The 19,866-nt window shown below is 46.1% G+C and carries 17 protein-coding genes, 2 pseudogenes and 1 riboswitch; of the genes and pseudogenes, 6 read left to right on the top strand and 13 right to left on the bottom strand.

Going from position 1 to position 19,866, the window contains the following annotated elements:
- Window positions 1-369 precede the first annotated feature (369 nt).
- Complete coding sequence (locus QUA27_RS07590; protein ID WP_333067270.1) at window positions 370-822, top strand: hypothetical protein; 453 nt, start codon at window positions 370-372, stop codon at window positions 820-822.
- Window positions 823-1,042: 220 nt separating this feature from the next.
- The gene (locus QUA27_RS07585; RefSeq protein ID WP_333067269.1) at window positions 1,043-1,186 is read left to right on the top strand and encodes a DNA cytosine methyltransferase; all 144 of its coding nucleotides are present in this window, start codon (window positions 1,043-1,045) and stop codon (window positions 1,184-1,186) included.
- A gap of 397 nt (window positions 1,187-1,583) precedes the next feature.
- Here QUA27_RS07585 and thiC read toward each other — a convergent pair whose 3' ends face one another.
- From thiC to QUA27_RS27315, 3 genes and pseudogenes are all read right to left on the bottom strand, one after another.
- A complete protein-coding gene (gene thiC / locus QUA27_RS07580) occupies window positions 1,584-2,957 on the bottom strand; it encodes a phosphomethylpyrimidine synthase ThiC (RefSeq protein ID WP_333067268.1) in 1,374 nt (457 codons plus the stop codon).
- Between the two features lie 7 nt (window positions 2,958-2,964).
- Window positions 2,965-3,061, bottom strand: a riboswitch (TPP riboswitch).
- A 186-nt stretch (window positions 3,062-3,247) separates the two neighbouring features.
- Window positions 3,248-3,978, bottom strand: a pseudogene (locus QUA27_RS07575) (Uma2 family endonuclease).
- A 97-nt stretch (window positions 3,979-4,075) separates the two neighbouring features.
- Window positions 4,076-4,237: pseudogene (locus tag QUA27_RS27315) on the bottom strand (Uma2 family endonuclease); the annotation flags it as partial.
- A gap of 58 nt (window positions 4,238-4,295) precedes the next feature.
- Between QUA27_RS27315 and QUA27_RS07565 the strand changes: the two are divergent.
- Window positions 4,296-4,838, top strand: a complete 543-nt coding sequence (locus QUA27_RS07565) for a hypothetical protein (RefSeq protein ID WP_333067267.1) — start codon at window positions 4,296-4,298, stop codon at window positions 4,836-4,838.
- A 269-nt stretch (window positions 4,839-5,107) separates the two neighbouring features.
- Here QUA27_RS07565 and QUA27_RS07560 read toward each other — a convergent pair whose 3' ends face one another.
- A complete protein-coding gene (locus QUA27_RS07560) occupies window positions 5,108-5,668 on the bottom strand; it encodes a Uma2 family endonuclease (RefSeq protein ID WP_333067266.1) in 561 nt (186 codons plus the stop codon).
- A 321-nt stretch (window positions 5,669-5,989) separates the two neighbouring features.
- The gene (locus QUA27_RS07555) at window positions 5,990-8,173 is read right to left on the bottom strand and encodes a tetratricopeptide repeat protein (RefSeq protein WP_333067265.1); all 2,184 of its coding nucleotides are present in this window, start codon (window positions 8,171-8,173) and stop codon (window positions 5,990-5,992) included.
- A gap of 31 nt (window positions 8,174-8,204) precedes the next feature.
- Between QUA27_RS07555 and QUA27_RS07550 the strand changes: the two genes are divergently transcribed.
- Window positions 8,205-8,330 carry a hypothetical protein gene (locus QUA27_RS07550; protein ID WP_333067264.1) on the top strand — a complete coding sequence of 42 codons (126 nt, stop codon included), beginning with the start codon at window positions 8,205-8,207 and terminating at the stop codon, window positions 8,328-8,330.
- A 157-nt stretch (window positions 8,331-8,487) separates the two neighbouring features.
- Here the strand turns inward: QUA27_RS07550 and QUA27_RS07545 are convergent, their stop codons facing one another.
- Window positions 8,488-9,360 carry a 6-carboxytetrahydropterin synthase gene (locus QUA27_RS07545; RefSeq protein ID WP_333067263.1) on the bottom strand — a complete coding sequence of 291 codons (873 nt, stop codon included), beginning with the start codon at window positions 9,358-9,360 and terminating at the stop codon, window positions 8,488-8,490.
- Window positions 9,361-9,408: 48 nt separating this feature from the next.
- Window positions 9,409-9,669, bottom strand: a complete 261-nt coding sequence (locus tag QUA27_RS07540; protein ID WP_333067262.1) for a hypothetical protein — start codon at window positions 9,667-9,669, stop codon at window positions 9,409-9,411.
- A gap of 108 nt (window positions 9,670-9,777) precedes the next feature.
- Between QUA27_RS07540 and QUA27_RS07535 the strand changes: the two genes are divergently transcribed.
- On the top strand, window positions 9,778-11,277 hold the full coding sequence (locus QUA27_RS07535) for a cyclic nucleotide-binding domain-containing protein (protein ID WP_333067260.1): 1,500 nt from the start codon (window positions 9,778-9,780) through the stop codon (window positions 11,275-11,277).
- Between the two features lie 42 nt (window positions 11,278-11,319).
- On the opposite strand, the gene QUA27_RS07530 is transcribed toward QUA27_RS07535, so the two are convergent.
- The 6 genes from QUA27_RS07530 to QUA27_RS07505 all read right to left on the bottom strand — a co-directional run bounded on the left by QUA27_RS07530 (window position 11,320) and on the right by QUA27_RS07505 (window position 18,881).
- Window positions 11,320-12,000 carry a J domain-containing protein gene (locus tag QUA27_RS07530; RefSeq protein ID WP_333067259.1) on the bottom strand — a complete coding sequence of 227 codons (681 nt, stop codon included), beginning with the start codon at window positions 11,998-12,000 and terminating at the stop codon, window positions 11,320-11,322.
- Window positions 12,001-12,445: 445 nt separating this feature from the next.
- Window positions 12,446-13,408 (bottom strand): cysteine synthase A, encoded by a 963-nt coding sequence (cysK, locus tag QUA27_RS07525; RefSeq protein WP_333067257.1) that lies wholly within the window; start codon window positions 13,406-13,408, stop codon window positions 12,446-12,448.
- 58 nt (window positions 13,409-13,466) lie between these two features.
- A complete protein-coding gene (locus QUA27_RS07520) occupies window positions 13,467-13,907 on the bottom strand; it encodes an Rrf2 family transcriptional regulator (protein WP_333067256.1) in 441 nt (146 codons plus the stop codon).
- Window positions 13,908-14,298: 391 nt separating this feature from the next.
- Window positions 14,299-16,497: an iron uptake porin gene (locus QUA27_RS07515; RefSeq protein WP_333067255.1), complete on the bottom strand. Its 2,199-nt coding sequence runs from the start codon at window positions 16,495-16,497 to the stop codon at window positions 14,299-14,301.
- Window positions 16,498-16,789: 292 nt separating this feature from the next.
- Complete coding sequence (locus QUA27_RS07510; RefSeq protein ID WP_333067254.1) at window positions 16,790-18,439, bottom strand: HD domain-containing phosphohydrolase; 1,650 nt, start codon at window positions 18,437-18,439, stop codon at window positions 16,790-16,792.
- Window positions 18,440-18,599: 160 nt separating this feature from the next.
- Window positions 18,600-18,881, bottom strand: a complete 282-nt coding sequence (locus QUA27_RS07505) for a 4a-hydroxytetrahydrobiopterin dehydratase (protein WP_333067252.1) — start codon at window positions 18,879-18,881, stop codon at window positions 18,600-18,602.
- A gap of 513 nt (window positions 18,882-19,394) precedes the next feature.
- On the opposite strand from QUA27_RS07505, the gene QUA27_RS07500 reads away from it, so the two are divergent.
- Window positions 19,395-19,655 (top strand): hypothetical protein, encoded by a 261-nt coding sequence (locus tag QUA27_RS07500; protein ID WP_333067251.1) that lies wholly within the window; start codon window positions 19,395-19,397, stop codon window positions 19,653-19,655.
- Window positions 19,656-19,866 lie beyond the last annotated feature (211 nt).

Raw genomic sequence — 19,866 nt, 5'->3', positions numbered from 1 at the left:
AGATTACCATTTTCCTGAACCGGCTTTCGGGCTTCTTCCACAAGAGTTTTCAAGATGTTTTTTTCTCCTTACCAGGCTCTGCCTGGTAATGAATATCTAGAGGATCTGCCTCCATTTGAAGTGAGGAAATCGGTGTTTTATTCGGTGGGATTAGAAACGATGCCCGCTCTAATTTTATCAATATCAGCTCAGGTAATTGGAGGACAATGGCAAATAAAGTTTTCGGTGCTAAGCAAGCGCAAGCTTCAGCTTTAGAGTCTCTACCAATAGGCAGATTTTAGCAGAGCTAATTTATAACCTGAGTGAGGTATTAACTAGAGAAGACTGTTTTAATATGATTATATGACCTGGCGCAAGGAGAAGCAGTAAATGATTTTACCTGCATCTATTAAACAGAAATGGAAACTACTGGCAACAGCCTTTATTTGTCCTCTGACACTAATTGGTGTTGGGATTCAGCAACAACCGCTTCAAGCACAACAAAATCCATCTAAGACTAATGTTGCGGCTTTGCCAGATGGTATTTACCTGTACGGAGATTCGCCACAGCCCAACCAAGTTCTTCAAAACTATATCGTGTTTCAACGCCAGAACGATCGGGTGGTTGGTGCAATTTACGCGCCGCGATCGGACTTTGCGTGCTTCACTGGTAAAATTCAGGGAAATACACTGTCCGGGAAGGCAATCTCAGCCGGAAAAATTCAAACAGTTGAAATCAATACTCAGCTAACAAACCTGCATTCTATTCGCACAATTAGCTCAAACGATCGGCGCATTCTTTCAAAGTGCCAACAGACAGCGCAAGCTAACATATCCAGGTAAATCTTTTACTTAGCTCAAATGCAGTCTTTTAATTAGCTCAAATGCTGCTGCATTAGGCGGGCGGTGCGCTACACTACGTTAACGCACCGTACGAATTTAAAATTTCTGCTTACCAGGCAGAGCCTGGTAATGAATATCTAGAGGCTATGCCTCGACTGACAAATAGTACCAAATATAAGCTTTTACCGCCGACTTAATGGCCCTAAAAAAAATCCGTTTTATGGACTTATTCTCCGGAATAGGCGGCATGAGATTAGCGTTTGAATCCGCCGCTCGTTCCTTGAAGATGGAAACGGAATGCCTCTTAAGCAGCGAAATGAATCTCGACGCTCAGTTAGTTTACCAGTACAGGGTAGGCTGCTAATTGAATATCGAGGTGCCAATTTTCTTGATTCTTGGGAACTGGGTTTGCGAGGCGAGTGCAGTTTAGACGAAATTCAGTTGATGAAGAGTTTTATATGGAGAAGGCGAAATAAAGAATTTGGGCATGACCCAGATGGTATGCTATTAACTAAAGAGCATATAGCTACTTTTTTTTGCTCATCCCAATCTCGATAAAATTCTGGATTCCTTGGTAACAAAAAAAGTACCTGCAAAGGAACATGGCAAGTCTCCTTGTCGGAAACTCCTTTTAATATAACCTTAAGTAAGGTGCGCCATCAGCACCATAGTTTTGGGCGAGCAGGATGCCCGCCCCACAAAAAACGCACAGGTTGACAATTAAGTAAGGTGCGCCATCAGCACGCTACGAATTAATCCCATTAGCTTTGGGCTACAGGTTCCTTAGCCAAAAACTTCTCTAATTCCGTCAAAGCATCGGCATCAACCTTAGTCTGCATCGGACAGAACTTAGGCCCACACATTGAACAGAATTCAGCAGTTTTATAGATATCCGCCGGCAAAGTTTCGTCGTGATATTCCTTTGCCCGTTCTGGATCTAATGACAGCTCAAATTGACGGTTCCAATCGAAATTGTAACGTGCTTTCGAGAGTTCGTCATCGCGATCGCGCGCACCCGGACGGCCCCGTGCAATATCTGCAGCGTGAGCCGCGATTTTGTAAGCAATCAGCCCGTTTCGGACATCCTCAGCATTCGGCAATCCTAAGTGTTCCTTCGGCGTCACGTAGCACAGCATTGCAGTACCGTACCAACCAGCCATCGCGGCCCCAATTGCTGAGGTAATGTGGTCGTATCCAGGCGCAATATCTGTCACCAACGGCCCCAAAACATAGAAGGGTGCTTCGGAACATTCCTCCATTTGTTTCTTGACATTAAACTCAATTTGATCCATAGGAACGTGACCGGGGCCTTCCACCATTACCTGCACGTCATGTTCCCAAGCTTTGCGAGTTAATTGTCCCAAAGTTTTGAGTTCAGCTAATTGAGCTTCATCCGACGCATCGTGAGTGCAACCGGGGCGCAGAGAATCTCCCAAACTAAACGAAACATCGTATTTTTTGAAGATTTCAATGATGTCGTTAAAGTGAGTGTAGAGAGGATTTTGTTTGTGGTGATGCAGCATCCACCGCGCCAAAATGCCGCCGCCGCGAGAGACAATCCCCGTAATCCGATTTCTCACCAACGGCAAATGCTCGATCAAAATTCCGGCGTGAATAGTTTGGTAATCAACACCTTGTTGAGCGTGTTTGTCAATGATGTGAAGAAAGTCATTCGCCGTCAGACTTTCCATATTACCGTGAACGCTTTCTAGTGCTTGGTAAATTGGTACAGTACCGATCGGGACCGGTGAAGCTTTGATAATTGTAGTGCGAATTTCATCTAAATTGCCGCCGCCGGTGGACAAGTCCATCACGGTATCAGCGCCGTATTTCACTGCTAGTTTAAGCTTGTCAACTTCTTCTTCCATATTGGAAGAGTTGGGAGATGCACCGATATTAGCATTGACTTTGCATTTAGACGCAATGCCGATCGCCATTGGTTCTAAATTCGTGTGATTGATATTAGCCGGAATAATCATCCGTCCCCGCGCTACTTCCGCGCGGATAAGTTCTGGCGGGAGATTTTCTCGCTTAGCAACAAAGTGCATTTCCTCAGTAATTACACCTTGGCGGGCGTAGTGCATTTGAGATACATTGGTGTGCCCCTGACGCTTCGCGATCCATTCGGTACGCATATTTAATTTCCTTGATAAACAGCTTCCCTCCGCTGGTATTACCCAGACTCAGGTTCTAAGGGTGTTTTCTCAGCCCGGATATTCGGGCACCCCTAGCTAAGCTGTTGATTGTATCACCGATTTCTGTACCAGATGAAAGCAATTAAGGAAATCTTAATATAAACAATGGGGTAAGGAGATCGAAAGTGCGATCTGCCTTTTGGGGCTTCTGATATTTCTGCAGTTTAAAAAGTGCATGAAGCGAAGCTATTCCGAAGAGAATCGCACCCCATTTAACAATCTAAAAACAATCACACCTCATCAGGATTAATCCCCATTTCGCGCAATTTTGCTCCTAGGCGATCGGCGCGTTGTTTTTCTTCCTCGGCGCGAAGGCGTTCTTCTTCAGCGCGAAGGTGTTCTCGTTCCGCCCGCAGGCGTTATTCTTGGGCACGTTCCTCTCCAATTAACAGCAAATTCCCTTCACGATCCCACCAACGCAACCAAGGTAAATTCATCTCATCATATTCACCTTGCCAAATTCCCAACTCAACTCCAAGCGGAGGAATCGGATAGCGACCGCGCTCATTTACACTCATGCGCTGATAGCGATTGTCTTCTAAATGATACATTTCTACAGCCGCTTTTTTCACTTCATAAATGCCGTAGTAAGGCACGCGAATCGCCTGTTCGTAAACCCAAAATTTGCCCACATTTTGTTCTTCGGCTTGACCGGGTTCGGGCGGCGGCGTTCTGTCTCGCTCTTCTGAACCATTACCCGACACAAATTCCAAAACAATCAGCGGTGCAACGTACTGTCTCGCTCTTCTGAACCATTACCCGACACAAATTCCAAAACAATCAGCGGTGCAACGTATTCTTTCCACAATACATAAGAACGTCGCACCTCACCATTTAATAGTGGGGGAACATTCGGCACATAAAACCAATCGGGCGCTTCGGCACCGCGTTCGAGAGGGTCAGTTAAACGCCAATAAATCCCACAATCTTGACCGATGCGATAGCGTCCGTCTGGATGAATTCGTTACATAAAACCAATCGGGCGCTTCGGCACCGCGTTCGAGAGGGTCAGTTAAACGCCAATAAATCCCACAATCTTGACCGATGCGATAGCGTCCGTCTGGATGAATTCGTTGCAAAATTGGTCGGAGTGAATCAGTGAGAATAATGCTTTGAGGAAGTTCTTGAAATTTTTTTACAAAAGTACCGTCCGACTCTGGTAATTCATTGTGGTCTGGGAGATGGGTGACTTCCAATTCAAATGGTTTGGCAATAGTCATAACTTATGTGTTAACTTGGTTATATGCAGGCTTTTTAAAACATCTCCCATCATAACTTATGAATAATCTAGAAGAAATTTATCCAATAACTTTGAAGTATCAGCCTTTTCATGACGAGGATGGGCAAGTAGTGGAAGAGGAGTCACACTATGTTCATCGAATGCTGGATGGAGTTCTCTCAAATTGGCCAGAAAATCTATTAAAGGAGTGGCTATATCGTCATGCTAGCTGCATGGAAGACTATGCTTTTCTTAATCTAGAAAGACTAAAATTTACTTTAGAGACTTGGCCTCTTGAGCGAGTTCCTGGGTCAGAAGCCTTTAAGGATGAGAGTTTTTGCGACAACTTCGATAATATTGAGGAACGGGCGGAAGATAAGAACGACTGGCTTGCTCGCTATATGCTGCAAGAGGGTACATGGAATACTCCCATTGTGTTACTTGAGAATCAGGATCGATATAACCTATCGACGACAGTGCAATTAAAGCAACCTTATCATTTACTAGAGGGGCATAGACGATTATCCTTCTTAAACGGTTTAAGGCGTTTGAATAAAGCTCGTCCACATCATCAAGTTTGGCGCGCTAAAATACATACTTAATATTATGCTGGTAGATCGCACTTACAGCAGATTGCAGGTTTATGAGTTAGACTAAATTTTGGAGTTGAGAGGTTGATGGTGCGAGTTCACACTTGCTTTCCGATCGGGAAAATCAGCCCAGATACAGCATTTGCATTTGAATGTCGCTCACTACTATGCTTATAATTGACTGTGAAACAAGATAAACTGCACTAGATAAATTGTATCTTTCTATGAGTTCTCGCCACTTCTAGTCACCCGATAAAGTTTAATAATCTATAAAAGTCATACTAACCCAATATAAAATCAACGCTCACTTCTAAATCTGGAAAAGCCAGCGGCGCAACTTGTTGACCCCGCCAAAACTTGAGCATTAAACTATAACCGTTCGGGCCAGGCTGACGGTAGACTTCCAAACAATTTTCAACTAAATCTACCAGCCAAACTTCCTGAATGAGCGATCGCGCGTAAATGGATACTTTTACATCTCTGTCATAATCAACCGTACTATCTGAAACTTCCACTAGCAGCAAAACTTCAGACGGTACTGGATGGGCTGTGGCGTAGTAATCAGCGCGAGGTTGCAGCAATACAACATCCGGTTGAGGTTCAGTGCGCTCAGTCAACTGGATAGGGTCTTGGACGCCCAGAGTGGCACGCTCTTCTGGAATGAGGCTGAAGCGCCTGGTGAGACGCTTGACAGAACTTGCGTGACGAGTACCAATTGCAGCCATTTTAACAATCTCTCCTTCTATGAGTTCTACCCGATCGTCCTCCGAGAGAATACCCGTCTCAGTCATCAAATGATATTCTTTTACTGTAAATAACCGTTTTTGAAGCTGAACAGACATATAACTATTCTCCTTGTTTGCAGCTTACCTAAATTTACCATAAAAAAAACGCCCCAAACGGAGCGGCAAAAAGAGAAAAACTTTAGATGACAAACCGTAGACAAAAAGCATTTAAATGGCTCTAAAATCGGATTAAATATTCGTCAATAACTGTAGGGATGGTAGCTCGCCAACTATTAATACAGTTAAATTTGAGTGTTGTTGCAAAAGTTGATATCGATATACAGGCAACATATTCTCATCCATTACCAACTTAAAAATAGGGCTTGCCTCCCGATTACCTGACACTTATAAATTTTGAAGAACCGGATTTTGCTGAGTTTAATTCTCTGTTTCCCCGGAGTCAATTTTGTCTGTATCGTGCTTTAATTCTGATACAATTGCGCCTCGATCGCGCCAAGCTTCCGCATTTTCGGGTTTGATGGCAATAGCTCGATCGTAAGCTGCCATTGCTTCCTCATACCGCTTTAATTCTGACAAAGCTATTCCCACATGACGCCAAGCATCGTAGGAGTCTGGCTTAATAGCAATCGCTTTCTCATAAGCTGCGATCGCTTCTTCATGGCGCTGCAATTTTGCCAAAGATTCGCCTTTACAAAACCAAGCTTCGTAACACTCGGAATTAAGGGTAATTGCTGATTCGTAAGATGCAATTGCTGCTTCGTGCTGCAACAGTTTGTCGAAAACTGCGCCTCGGTTGTGCCACACTTCAAAATCCTGCGGTTTAATGGCTATTGCTTTGTCGTAGGATTCGATCGATTCTTGATATCGCTGCAATTTTCCAAGCACAGCGGCTCTATTGTACCAAACTTCGTATTTATCGGGCCGGATGCCGATCGCCCGATCGTAAGAATCAATAGCATCACTGTAGCGGAGCAGTCTCCACAGCATATTGCCTCGATTGTACCAAGTTTCGTATCTCTTGGGATTGAGTTCAAGAGCGTGATCGTAAGAATCAACTGCTGCTGCGTACTGCTGTACTCGGGCCAGCATCGCACCTCGGTTGTGCCAAATTTCGCTGTCGGTTGCTTTGATAGCGAGGGCCCGATCGTAACTGGCGATCGCTTCTTCGTAATGCTGCAATTGACCCAACAAAGCCGCTATACTGTGCCAACAACCGTATTTTCGAGATTCGCTCGAACTTGCTCGCTCGTAACAGGCGATCGCCTCTTCGTACCTGTGAAATTTGCCCAGCAAATGCGCTTTATTATACCATGCTTCGTAGTTATCCGGTTTAATTAATATTGCTTGGTCGTAACAGGCGAGTGCTTCTTCCAGGCGCTGCAATCTTACTAACACATTTCCGCGCCAATACCAAGCCTCATTCAAAAATTTATTCGCTAAAACAGCTTTTTCCAAACACACTAATGCTTCATCATAATTGCTTTCAAAATAAAGCCCTTCGGCTTGCTTGATATAATCGTCAGCAATCAAATTTTCGTTGTTAGCAGGTGCAGTTTGCGAATTTTGGGAATTGTTTAAGGGCGGTTGAGGTGCGGCTTTGAGAGCTTCTTTGGCAACAACTGCGGGAACTTGGGAAATTTCTTGAACAATTTGAGATTTTTTCTCGTCAACTTCTGTCCGCAAAACTTGCAGGTGCATGATAAATTGCGATTTGAGAGTCTCAATTTGCTCCACGGAAGATTTGGAAAGTTCAGTTTCTCTAGTTAAAAAATCAATAGATTGTTTAGTGGCACTCATTTGCGCTTCTAATTCATTCCTCAACTTTTGAGTCAGTTGGCTAGAATTTATGAGTTCTGATTCCAATACACCAATGCCTTGCAATCGTTTATTGGCATCAGCAACCAAGTGTTTGATGATCAGCCGTCGCATCATCCAAAAAAAGGCAATTGTCACTGGTGGAAATACGGTACCAAGAATTAGTAAAATATTGAGCAGAGTTATGGTACTATTAAAACCATACCCAGATTCAGAACTGCCACTAGACGGGGAGATAAAAGCGAAAGCCTCGCGAACTTGAGGATTGGTTTCAACCCCGGTTTCGATTAATTTAGCCAGCCAGGTTTCTTGTAAAGATTTTGTTAGTTCATCGCCGGATGCAGCAGGAGTATTCGCCTTGGTTTTTGCAGTAGATACATCGGGTTGAGCGGCCGCTACCAGCAAACCTGTCGGCGATTTTACAGCAATTCGCGGGGAAAATTGTTCGTAGGCGATCGTCTCAGGCTCGCTAATTGACTCAGCCCGACGGGATGCGGTAGTATTTGGGTAAAATTGTTCGTGGGCGATCGTCTCAGGCTCACTAATTGACTCAGCCCGACGCGATACGGTACTATTAGCGGAAAATTGTTCGTAGGCGATCGTCTCAGGCTCGCTAATTGACTCAGCCCGACGCGATTCAGTATTATTTACCGCATCAACAAAGTTGCTAGCCTGCGGTGTCTCAGGAGAAATAGGATGTGCAGCAGGATTGGCGCTAGTATTAGCAGTTAAATTGTGGGATGCGAGGGCAGCCAGAGTCAAGAGAGCTACATTTGAGACGCGCATAAACGTCAACTCATTTAGGAGAAATTAGTGCTTGGTTGTCAGCGATCGGGCGATCGACCTCATCGTCTCAGCAGTTAGAATAGCTGACATGAGGAATGCTGACTTACTATCTCCAAAATACGCGCGGAGTCTGACTTTTCAGGAAAACTGCCAGTAATTCTGGCTGTGTAACTTTGATGAAAGAATATATTCTCCCGCCTCATGCGGTTGGATAACTCTCGGAATCATCATTAGGCTGGTAGGGGTGGCTTCACCAATCTGCACAATTAGCCAACTATCCGGGTGAACCCGCCCCAACCGACCGATTTTTAACTCTAAACCCTAGCTAAAATCGCTTCCGGCTGCTGATGTTCAACCGCCACTTCTTCTAAATCAGCGCCGAAAATTTCACAGCTATTATTCGGACTTTCAATCAGCTTAATCTTGTGCAACTCTGCGCCCAATTCCCGAACGGGCGATCGTAATAATTGCCCGATCCGAACAGCAATATTCTCCGCAGTCGGCACAACTTTCTCAAAATAAGCAATATCCTTATTTAAAAAAGTGTGATCGAAAGGTTCAACAACATAATCGTCAACGGCTTTTTGCAAAGCTCCCAAATCAGCAATCATGCCAGTCCGCGCATCAATTTCCCCTTTAACAGTCACCTCTAAATGATAATTGTGGCCGTGACCGTTCGGTCGAGCACATTTGCCGTAAATTTCCGAGTTTTCATCAAAGCTCAAATCGGGACGAGCCAACCGATGGGCGGCGCTAAAATGAGTGGACAAAGTTAGATAAGCTTCCATTCCGTTTCCTAAATATTCAGCCCAAAGTTCGGGATGTTCAAACAATTGAATTTTACTCACAGGCAAATGAGGAGCTAGCCGCAACCAAATTTGCCGTGCTATGTTTTCGGTAGTTGGCAGAGTCTGCTCAAATTCCGGCCACGCTTCGTTAAGGTAGGAAAAATCGAGATCCTTGATAACTTCCCGTTTGATGACGTGCTTGACATCAGACAGGTTGAGCACCATGCCGTACTCGTCGAGTTCGCCTATCATGGAAACGTAAAGGACGTAATTGTGTCCGTGTCCCGGTGCGCGGGCAGTTGGGCCAAACCGCTCAAAGTTCTCGGCTTCGCTTAACTCCGGCAGCCAGTACCGGTGACTCGCCGAAAACTGTGCCCGACGATTGATGATGCACTGCATAAAAGTCAATTAGGGTAAGCTTGTTAAGTTCTGTAAAGGACTTACTTCTTAAGGATAAACTAATTTTTGCTGGAATTTTTCGATTATTTGAGGGTGCTGCAAATGAATTTCTACCAATTTTCCAAATATTGGCAACAAGTCGCCGATCGATCGCGCCGCCGGGCCCATTTTACGCCACAACACAGATATCCGGCAGAAAATACCGCTACAAAATAGTTTTTCGCCATCAGTTACTAACCCATCAGTTACGAGTCTTTGAGAGAGTGGGTGAAGCTGAGCTATTCCCTTGGGAATCGACTTTTTTGCCACACAGGACACTCCACAGTTCGAGTTTTTCCCCTAAGCTCTGCAATAGTTAGCCGTTGGCAGTTCAGTTGCGCTCAAAACTAATCACCAATTACCCATTAGCAAATATTAATGAATTCGATTACTGCAGAAGCCGATCGCTTTTTTGACCATTTATCGGGTGCGATGACAACCCCGCTATTCTATATCGGGGACACTCATCTGTCCATCAGTGCGATCGTCAAACTGATAATCTTAGCTATATTTGCCTTGATTATAGCTAAGATTATCAGTGAAGGAATCAAGCGCAGCGTGCTAGTTCGGATGAGATTGGATCGCGGCAGTCGAGAAGCAATTTCTACGATCATTAGCTATATTTTAGCCACTATTGGCTGTATATTCGTCCTGCAAGCTTCTGGCATTAACCTCACTTCTCTCACCGTGTTAGCTGGCGTCGTCGGCATTGGTTTCGGCTTCGGATTGCAAAATCTCGCCAGCAATTTTATCAGCGGTCTCACCCTGCTATTCGAGCACCAAATTAGAGTCGGAGACTTTATTGAAATAGACAAGTTATTAGGAACAGTAGAAACAATTTCGATCCGCTCTACAATTATTAAAACAATCGACGGTCTGTTTGTAATCATACCAAATATTAAGTTTGTCGAAACTAATATTATTAACTGGAGTTACAGAGACCCCAGATGTCGCCTCCACATCCCCATCGGCGTTGCTTACGGATCTGACCCAGTAATAGTTACGGAAGCGCTGTTAATTGCGGCGCGGATGGAATCGAATGTTTTGTCCCATCCTTCTCCTAAAGTATGGTTTCACGGTTTTGGAGATAACGCTTTAAATTTTGAACTTTTAGTTTGGATTGACCAGCCACAGGAAAGCGATGCTATTAAAAGCGCAGTTAATTTTTTAATAGATTACGAATTGCGCCATCGAAATATCGAAATTCCCTTTCCCCAGCGGGATTTGTGGCTGCGAAACCCGCAAGAGTTAACTCAACTTTTTCACAATAACAAAGACGAGAATTCCAACGGGAAAGTTTTTCCGCATAATGCCAAACATTCAGCCGACATCAAATCTAATTCCACCGTTTCTGAACCTAAAAATCCAGGGCCTAAATCGCCTAATAATTGGACGCTGCGAGATTTGTTGAGGCGAGTAACTTATTTTGAACAGTGTACGGATTTAGAACTGCGACAGTTAATTGAATACGGCTACCGACAACTGTTTCCAGCGGGACAGGTTGTATGTAAAGAAAATGACCCTGGCGACTCTTTTTATATTATTCTTTCCGGTACTGTAGAAGTGCTTTCTCAAAAAGCCGGTCAGTATATTGCTACCCTTCACGAGGGCGAGTTTTTTGGGGAAATATCTTTGCTGTTGGGTACTCCGAGAACGGCGACTGTTAAAACTAGCGAAGATGCAATTTTGTTTGTGGTGGAACGCCACGATTTGCAAAAACTCTTAAGAGAACAACCCAATTTAGCCGATCAGATTGCTCAAAAATTGTCGGCACGCCAGCAAGCTTTGAGAGATTTGGGATTGTTAGATGGCGACTCTCTGGAACAAACTCCTTTTATTAAAATTCGCAAGCGAATTCAAGTTCTTTTTGGAATTTGAAAGAAGGAAGAAGGTAGAGGGTAGAGGGAACAATCGGCTTTTTTAACTTTTAATTTTTAATTCATCCTGCGCTTCCCGCCGCAGTCTAGCGGCAATTCTAAACAGTTCTTGACCAGTGTGCAAGTGGCGATCGTCATAATTGAGGGTAAATAAATACAATTCTTCTATGCCGTCTCCGACTTGATTGATACAGTAGTAGAGATGAGCCGCAACTCCGGCTACATTAGATGGATTGGGCATTGATGTAAGAAAGTTATGAGCTTTTTTGAGGAACTCGCGGCTGGTTTCGATATAAAGTTGAAACTTTTCTATCAGTTCGTCATCAAACGGATCTGCGGACAATTCGTCTATTTCTTTTTTAAGTGGCTTCAAGATGCTGTTGAGCATTTTATTGACTGGTTTGTATACTTTAATCAGCCACTGTTCCATTTGTTCATCAGCGTCCCTAGCTGTTTGTTTTTGCTGGCGGCTGACGTTTGGTGCGCTGGGTGATTGCTGTTGAGTTTCCTGGGAAAGTTGCCGATCGTAAGATTGTCTGTGCTGGGCGTCTCCTAATATTTCATAGGCTGCATTGAGGCGGACAATTTCTTCGTGACCCGCTGTGTCGCTGCGGCTGTCTGGATGAAATAATTTGACTAAACGGCGGTATGCTTGTTTAATCTCGGCTTGTGTTGCGGTTGGGCTAATCTTTAGGGTTTTGTAGTGATTGGTAACGGAAGACACGCTCTTATTTCCTTGAAATCTGGATAATCTGTGAAAAAGTGCTTGACAAAAATATCATTTTTTGCTATTTTTTTAAGTATTTATCTGATATAAATGTCAAAAATTGTCAGTAAAAAACCTCAGTTTTCAACTTATCATAAATCTATTTTAGAAAAACATTGAGGCTTTGGAAGTGGTAAGCCGATCAACATTGAGGACTCCGATAGCGTTCCTCCCGCCAACATTTAGCTGCTTCTTTTCTTTTGTCTTCCTTCGCCACAAGAGCGCTCAGCGCCCGCTTCGTTAACACGCCGAAAGCGCTTCAAAAACAACCCCATTGACAAATTCGGCATCAATCGCGATCGAGGCAGTTACAACCTATGCCAATTCTTTAAACTCAAAAGCCAAGCAGGGCGTACATTGTACGCCCTGCTCTCAGTTTCTGCTACTTGGGCCGGAGGCTGACCTAGTTGAGGGCCATCGCCAGATTGAGTTCTGGATCTTGGAACAAGGGAGTGCTCAGATACCGTTCGCCGAAGCTAGGCTGAATCATCACAATCAATTTCCCTGCATTTTCGGGACGCTTGCCGACTTTCACCGCTGCACATAGTGCCGCACCGCTGGAAATACCTGACAATAACCCTTCTTCTCTTGCCAAGCGGCGGCCATAGGCGATCGCCTCGTCATCCGTAACCACTATAATTTCGTCTATCGAATCCACATTCAGCACCGGCGGCACAAAACCAGCACCGATACCTTGAATTTTGTGGGGTCCAGGCTTTCCGCCCGACAGTATCTGACTATTGGCCGGCTCAACTGCGATCGCCTTAAACTCGGGTTTCCGCGACTTGATCACCTCTGCGACACCCGTAATCGTACCGCCCGTGCCGACTCCCGAAATCAGGAAATCCACCTCGCCGTCTGTATCTTCCCAAATTTCCTCAGCCGTTGTCGAACGGTGAACCTGGGGGTTCGCTGGATTCCGAAACTGCTGCAACATATACGCATTGGGAGTTTTGTCCACAATCTCTTGAGCGCGGCGGATGCAGCCGCTCATGCCCTCAATTCCGGGAGTCAGTTCTAGTTGGGCACCGTAAGCTCGCAGCATCGATCGGCGTTCCGTGCTCATCGTATCCGGCATTGTCAAAATCAACTGGTAGCCCTTAGCCGCCGCCACCATTGCCAGAGCAATTCCGGTATTGCCAGAAGTCGGTTCCACTAAAACCGTTTTGCCTGGAGTAATCAGCCCTTGGGCCTCTGCTTGATTGACCATACTGACACCGATGCGGTCTTTCACCGATGATGCCGGATTCATGCCTTCGAGTTTTACCACAATCCGAGCCAAGCAGCCTTCAGCTTGGGGAATGCGGTTGAGTTGCACCAAGGGCGTCCGCCCTACCAATTCTGTAATGTCGCCAGCAATACGCATAATCTTTGTCAGTTTGTGGTTGAAAGTAAATGTTAATTCCTAGTTGGCAATATTTTAACTAGATGTAATACATGATATCGAGCTGCCGTCTGCCATTGCGCTTTTCGCACAGATCCTGTAGCGTGTATTTTTGCAAAACTGAGTTGGCAATCGATCGAGCTTCTTGCCAAACTTCCCAAATCACCGCACTTTCTACAGTTTGAGCAGGCGAGTCTTTTTCAGAGCGATCGAACTCCGAGCCTTCGAGACAGTTGATAATTTCTAGAAGTGTTATTTTCCAGGGTTCCCTTGCCAAAAGATAACCTCCCTTAGCTCCTCGCTGGCTGCGAATCAGCCCGCAGCGTCTCATCGTAGCCAGCAACTGCTCTAAATATCGATCGGGAATATTTTGCTGAGCTGCTATCTGGCGAATTTGCAGAGGCTCGCCTTCTTCGTAGCAATCGGCAAGCTCCAGCAAAGCTAAGATTGCATATTCGCTTTTACAGGAGAGTTCTACCATAATTGCTTCCAATACCAGAATTATCAACTCCGAAGTCAGATGTTAAAATTCTCCTCAATGTTGAGTTCCCAATTCTAACTCCTAACTTTACCTTTTATTATACCCCGGTTTTCCACTGAACTTAATCGACTTTCATCGCTTCATCATTGGGACGATCGGCACTCGCGCTTCTGTGAAACCCAGTTGCTAGTTTCGAGTATCTCCGCTTCTACGACGGCATTACCTCAAGAAACTGGTTTTCTGCGTCGACTAATAATTTTTAATTTTGAATATATTCTTGGCGCCCCCTTCCTCCCGCAAACAAAAAAGCCCTGCGCTAGGCAGGGCTAAACTTGGCCTTTAGAGTGGCCAGCAGAGAGGGTATAACCTCCCTGCCTCCTCTAACCTGCTCTTAGAACGTAAAAGTAGTTCTCAGAGTACCAATGATGATGTCATCATTACGGTCATCTTGATTAGGATTGGTCACCCAAATCACGCCCGGAGTAACAGAAATGTTGTCCGAGAGCTGAAACTTGTAGAACCCTTCAACGTGATACGAGTCATCGTTGCGGAAGCTCCGCAAACTCCTCGATGCTTCAAGTTCATCCAAGTAAGGCTCACGACCTACCACGATCCCTAGCAAGTTGCCTTCTTTCCCTAAATCAGGCAAAGCCAAGGTGACAGCGTAGTTCCAGATTTTCGCATCGCCGATGCCGAGAATTCGGGCATTGGTTAAACCTGCCCAGCCACCAAGGATAAATCTCGGGCTCAGTCGCAACGAAGCCTGAGCGCCGTAGGAGTTGGTGACAACTTTGCGAGCACCGAAGCCCTCAAAACCCTCGCTCAAACCGTTGAGAGAATTAGCCACGCCCGTACCGGTGAAACCGCCGAGATTGTCGATTCCATTTCCCAAACCGTTGTCAAAGCCGAAGTTACCTCGGTTAAAGTAACCGTGGTTATAGTTGAAAGCAACTTGCAAGTTGCGTCCAGGAGTAAAAGTCAACTGACCCATCGCCGCGTAGTCGCCGTTCAACAAGCCAGCACCCTTAACCGGACTGGCTGCATTTGACGCCAAATAACCAAATGACAGAGAAGTTGGGCCGAACACGCCGCCAAGTAAGCCCCTGCCGCCAAAGGCATAGTCAAAGCCAATACCTGCGCCACCGCCCAAGCGGTAGATGGGGTTGCGCTGTCCAAAGGCGCTCAGTGCTCCGTTGCCGCCGTCAAAGTCTTCAAAGTAAGGGTTTACAGTCGGCATAATGTCGTCCCAAACGCCAGCGTTGGCTATCAGGCTAACGTTGAGTCGCTGACCGACGGGGAACTTGTATAGCAAGGTGTCGAGGGCAACAACGTTATCGGTTCTGCCGACTACGTTCCAAGTTTGAGTGCCTTCGCTTGTAGCACCAAGGTTGAAGTTGCGACCGTTGCCGACTTGAAGCCTGGTCAGCAGTAAGTCTCTGCCGGTGAAGCTAGTATTTAAATTCAGGCGCACCCGTTGTTGGAAGACAGCTTCGTTGTTGTCGCTGCCTAATCTTCTTTCGTCTCTGCCAAACAAGCCAACGTTGCCACCAAAGTCATCGCTGAGAGCGAAAATGGCTTCCCCAGTCAGCTTAGTAGTGGTGGAGAATTGGTTGGCTTCGAGTTCGGATGTCCGAGCTTCCAGAGCATCGACGCGACCGCGCAGGGTTGCCAGTTCCGCTGCAAATTCTTCTTGGAGCCGTTGGAGGGCTGCCAAGTCATCTCTCGTAGCGAAGTTGCCAGTGCCGCCTCTAATTAGCTCGCTCACCTTGTCTAAGCAAGCATTTAAACCGGCTGCGAATTCGTAGCGGGTCATTGCGCGGTTGCCGCGGAAGGTGCCGTCGGGATAACCGGCAATACAGCCGTAGCGCTCGACTAGGGATTGCAGTGCTTGGAAGGCCCAGTCTGTGGGGCGCACGTCGGAAAGTTGAGATACTGAGGTAACTTGACCTTCAGTTTCGCCGCCGGCAGCACCTTCGGTGCTGTACTGGTTGAGCTGTTCTAATGTGGTGGCTGGGTTTTGCTCTTGTGGTGCGGCAGTTTGGGCTACAGATTCAGCCGGTTTTGCCAAACTTTGTTCTGCCGACTCTGCCACTGCCGGGGCTGGAGTTTCTAATTGAACTGCACCGATTTGCTCTGGGAGAGCGGTAGCTGCCGCGGCGGGAGTTTCTAGTTGGGCTGCCGGGGCAGAATTTTCTACTGGTTGAGCGACTGTTGTCTCAACTGCGGCTAAAGCTTCACTTGTAGGTTGTGATGCCGCTTGGGGATTTGCCTCAGCAGGGGCTGTGTTGGCTCCAACGCTTGCACTTTCAGGTGCAGCCGTGGCCACATCTGCCATCGCTGCCTGGGTTTCGTTGCCAGCGACTTGGGAAATTTCTTCTACTGGCTCGGAGGCTGCAGTTGTTTCGGAAACCGCAGCTAAAGCATTTAGTTTCGCTTCGGAGGTTTCAGCGGTTTCAGCTTTAGCGACAGCGGGATTGAGCGCATCAGCAGCCTGCTGAGCGTCTGCTGCCATCGCGCTCGAAGAAACTACTAGGGTAGCTCCTAAGACTGCTGGGCTGATTAGTAAGTAACTCCACAAAAATTTCGACATATTCACTCTCATCCTCACACCGATTACAGAGAAACTTTTCTAGTCTTCTATGTGGTCAGTCGTTGCTCAACTAGCATACTCTAAAAAGAGACCTAAAATTCACTTTTTCTTTTGATTCTTTCGGGCTGACCGAGTATATAGATGTGACTGACGGCTGCAGTGAGCCTGTTTTTTCACCTGTACTCAACTGCGTCAAAACCAGACCCGGCTTGGGCTGTCGATTGATTTTACCGATCGCACTTGATAGCGCCCGATCGCCTATTTACTTTTTAGCACAGCACGCCCGACTCGTCTAGGCTGATTCGACTTTAACCTCCAAGCTGTGCCCGAGGACGCTAAAGACTTGGCGATGATCGAACAATTCTAACAAATCGGCGTTGATTTTGTTGTGAGCTGCTTCTTGCCACAAAATTTTCATCGCTACCTCTGTTCGCAGAGCTCGTTTGTACGGGCGATCGCCTGCTGTCAGGGCGTCGTAAATATCGGCGATCGTCATCAATTGCGCTTGAATTGGAATTTCTGACTTGTTTAGGCCTCGCGGATAGCCTGTGCCGTCGAGTTTTTCGTGATGTCCGTAGGCAATGTCTGGAACATTTTTTAAATCTTTTGTCCAAGGAATTTGTTTCAGAAACTCGTAAGTGTGAGTTACGTGAAATTCTATTGCCGAGCGTTCTTCCGGCGTCAGGTTGCCCCTCGACACCATCAATTGCACGATCTCCTCTGGGTTCAGCAGGGGTTTCTTTGCCCCATCTATATCTCTGTAAGTTTGTCGAGAAATCTCTCGCAGTTGAGCTAGGGGTTCTGCTGCCATAATGTGAGGCTCGTTTGCCTCTAGCAGCACTTCCCAGTATTCTGCTAATCTGGCTTTCGCCTCTGCTAGCTTAGTGTCTAGCTGTTCAATTTCCTGGCATTGAGGGCACTCTGGCTCTTGGAGCGGGTGTTTTCGGTAGGCTGAATGCTCCAGCAAGTATTTATATTTAGACTGGACGCATTCCATTTCCATCGTCCGCTGAGCTAAGCCAAAGCGGTGGCGAATAATTTCTAGCTGTGCGGGGTAGAGCTTTTTCTGTTTGGTCAAAACTGCTTCGGGGACTCCAATTTTGCCAAAATCATGCAGCAGGGCGGCGTAGCGAATTTCTTGAATTTGGCGGCTGTTAAAGTAAATAGAGCGCAGTCCTCCGCTGCTGACGGTGTTTACTTCTTCTGAAAGGCGTACTGTGAGGGCTGCTACTCGTTCTGAATGACCGTAGGTACAGGGGTCTCTGGCTTCTATGACTTGCACCGAGGCTTTCACAAAGCCCTCGAACAAATTTTCTATGCTATCTTGGAGTTGATTGCGCTCGATCGAGATTGCTGCTTGAGAAGCGAGCGATCGAACTATCCTTTCTTCCCACTCCGAATACAGCTGCGTCGATTCCCAGGCATTGTCTGCTGTCAGCACTGTATCCGCCTTTGTTTTGCGGTTGATCAGTTGCAGTACGCCTATTGTCTCGCCCTGTCGGTTTTGCATCGGCAGTACCATTACCGAGCAAGTGCGGTAATTAATATCCCTGTCAAAACTGGTATCTAGCCGATAGGGTACGCCGGGGGGTAAGTCGTAGGCATCCGACAGGTTCAAACTTTGACCTGTAATTGCCACGTATCCTGCCAAACTTTTGTCGGTCAGCGGCAGGGCAAACTCTTTAAACGACAGGCTCGGTTTAGAAGCGTTTTGGGCTACCTTGAACAGCAGCTTAGATGTTTCGTCGCTGTGATCTACTAAGTAAACGCTGCCAGCATCGCTGTAGGTAATTTCTCTACTTTTGGATAAAATTAAGTTTAACAACTCGCCCAAATCCTGGGCGCTTGACAAAGCTGCGCCAATATCTAAAAGCTTTTCTATCAGATCGGTTTTTTCTGCGGCAGACTCGTTCTTGAACTCTGGCTTTTCAAATACGATCATGTTCGGATGATGGGGAATAGCCTTTTATACATTGAACGTTTGGCCTCTCGACTTTTTCACACCCGATTTTAACCCCTAGTCGATTTTTTATTTGCGAGCTTTCCGCGATCGGCGACTGTCGCTAGATGCAGTGGCTCTTGTTAGGCCAACGGGCACTCTTTTAATCTAGCGTAGAAATCTCTTGGGCTAGCGCAAAGTCTTTCTCAGTTAAGCCTCCGGCATCGTGGGTTGTCAAGTTAACTGTAACTTTGTTGTAGGAGATTTCTATGTCGGGGTGATGTCCTGCGGCTTCTGAGGGGGCGACCAACTTATTTACAAAGGCGATCGCTTCGATAAAATCTTTAAATAAACGGGTACACCGCAGTTGTTTACCTTCAACCGTCCAGCCTGACAATTGACTGGTGCGGTCTTGAATTTCAGTATTGTTAAGTAGGTCAGCCATAATTTTTTTTTTGATTAGCAATGGCAGATTAACTGCCCACCTCTAGAAACCCTTACCAAAAACTATCCGCTCTCACCAATAGTGTTGAGCCTCAAGTTTTAATACTCAAGATTTAACACTATTTGAGGTGAGAGCGGTCTAGCGGGTCTTCAGATTAGAACCTGACTGCCGGGAGAATCCCTAGCTCAGCCTGGTTCCCCGTGGAAGTCGTTTCCCGTTGGAGACGACGGCTGACTGCTAGTGAGCGGCCCCGGCGCACAGCCGGTAGTTTCCAATCTGATGACCCATGCGTTTACTACTTTCTATCATGGGCATCACCTCCAGGTTTAGCTAAATGGCTTAATATTGGAACGCACATCACCTAAATACAAGATTTAAGGTGATGATTTGTGCGCTAGCCATTGCTAGCGTTACCAGAAGAACTTGCGTTCTGAGTATCGTTCTAGTATTCACAATTATTAGAATAACACAAGGAATTAGAAGTGGGGGGATGCAAAGGGAGATTTTTGTAAGATGATGGCAAATTACTGCTGCTGGAAGGTCTTTGATCGATCTCTACAGCAATCGGGCGATCGCAGTTTCCGCCATTTGTTTATATTTTCTTCAGAATTCGGGCTGTGCGGTTATCAGGTGCATGGCAACTCTGGCGGCGGAGAAAGACCGATGGATTTCTTGCCAGATAGGAGAGAGAGTTCACCAGATATAAAAAAACAAGTTGTTCTAGTCGCAGGCAGACTTGGTTTTTGTCCAAAATCAACTTTTTTAGGGTGCTAATTCGATCGAATCCTGCAAACAAAAAGCTCCCGCCACTAGGCGGGAGCTTTTTAAGCATTAAGGGTAAAGCCTAAAATACTTTATCTTACCCTTTTAACATGTTGGAATTTTTGATATTTCGCGCTGATTACAGAGCGTTACCGCGAGGCAGAACTTCTTCAGGGAAGATGAAGTTTTCGTGGGGTTGGTCCGTAGGAGCCATCCAAGCACG

The sequence above is a fragment of the Microcoleus harperi Pol14_C6 genome (assembly GCF_036701295.1).
Lineage (GTDB): Bacteria > Cyanobacteriota > Cyanobacteriia > Cyanobacteriales > Microcoleaceae > Microcoleus.
This window is presented reverse-complemented; position numbering and strand designations above follow the sequence as displayed.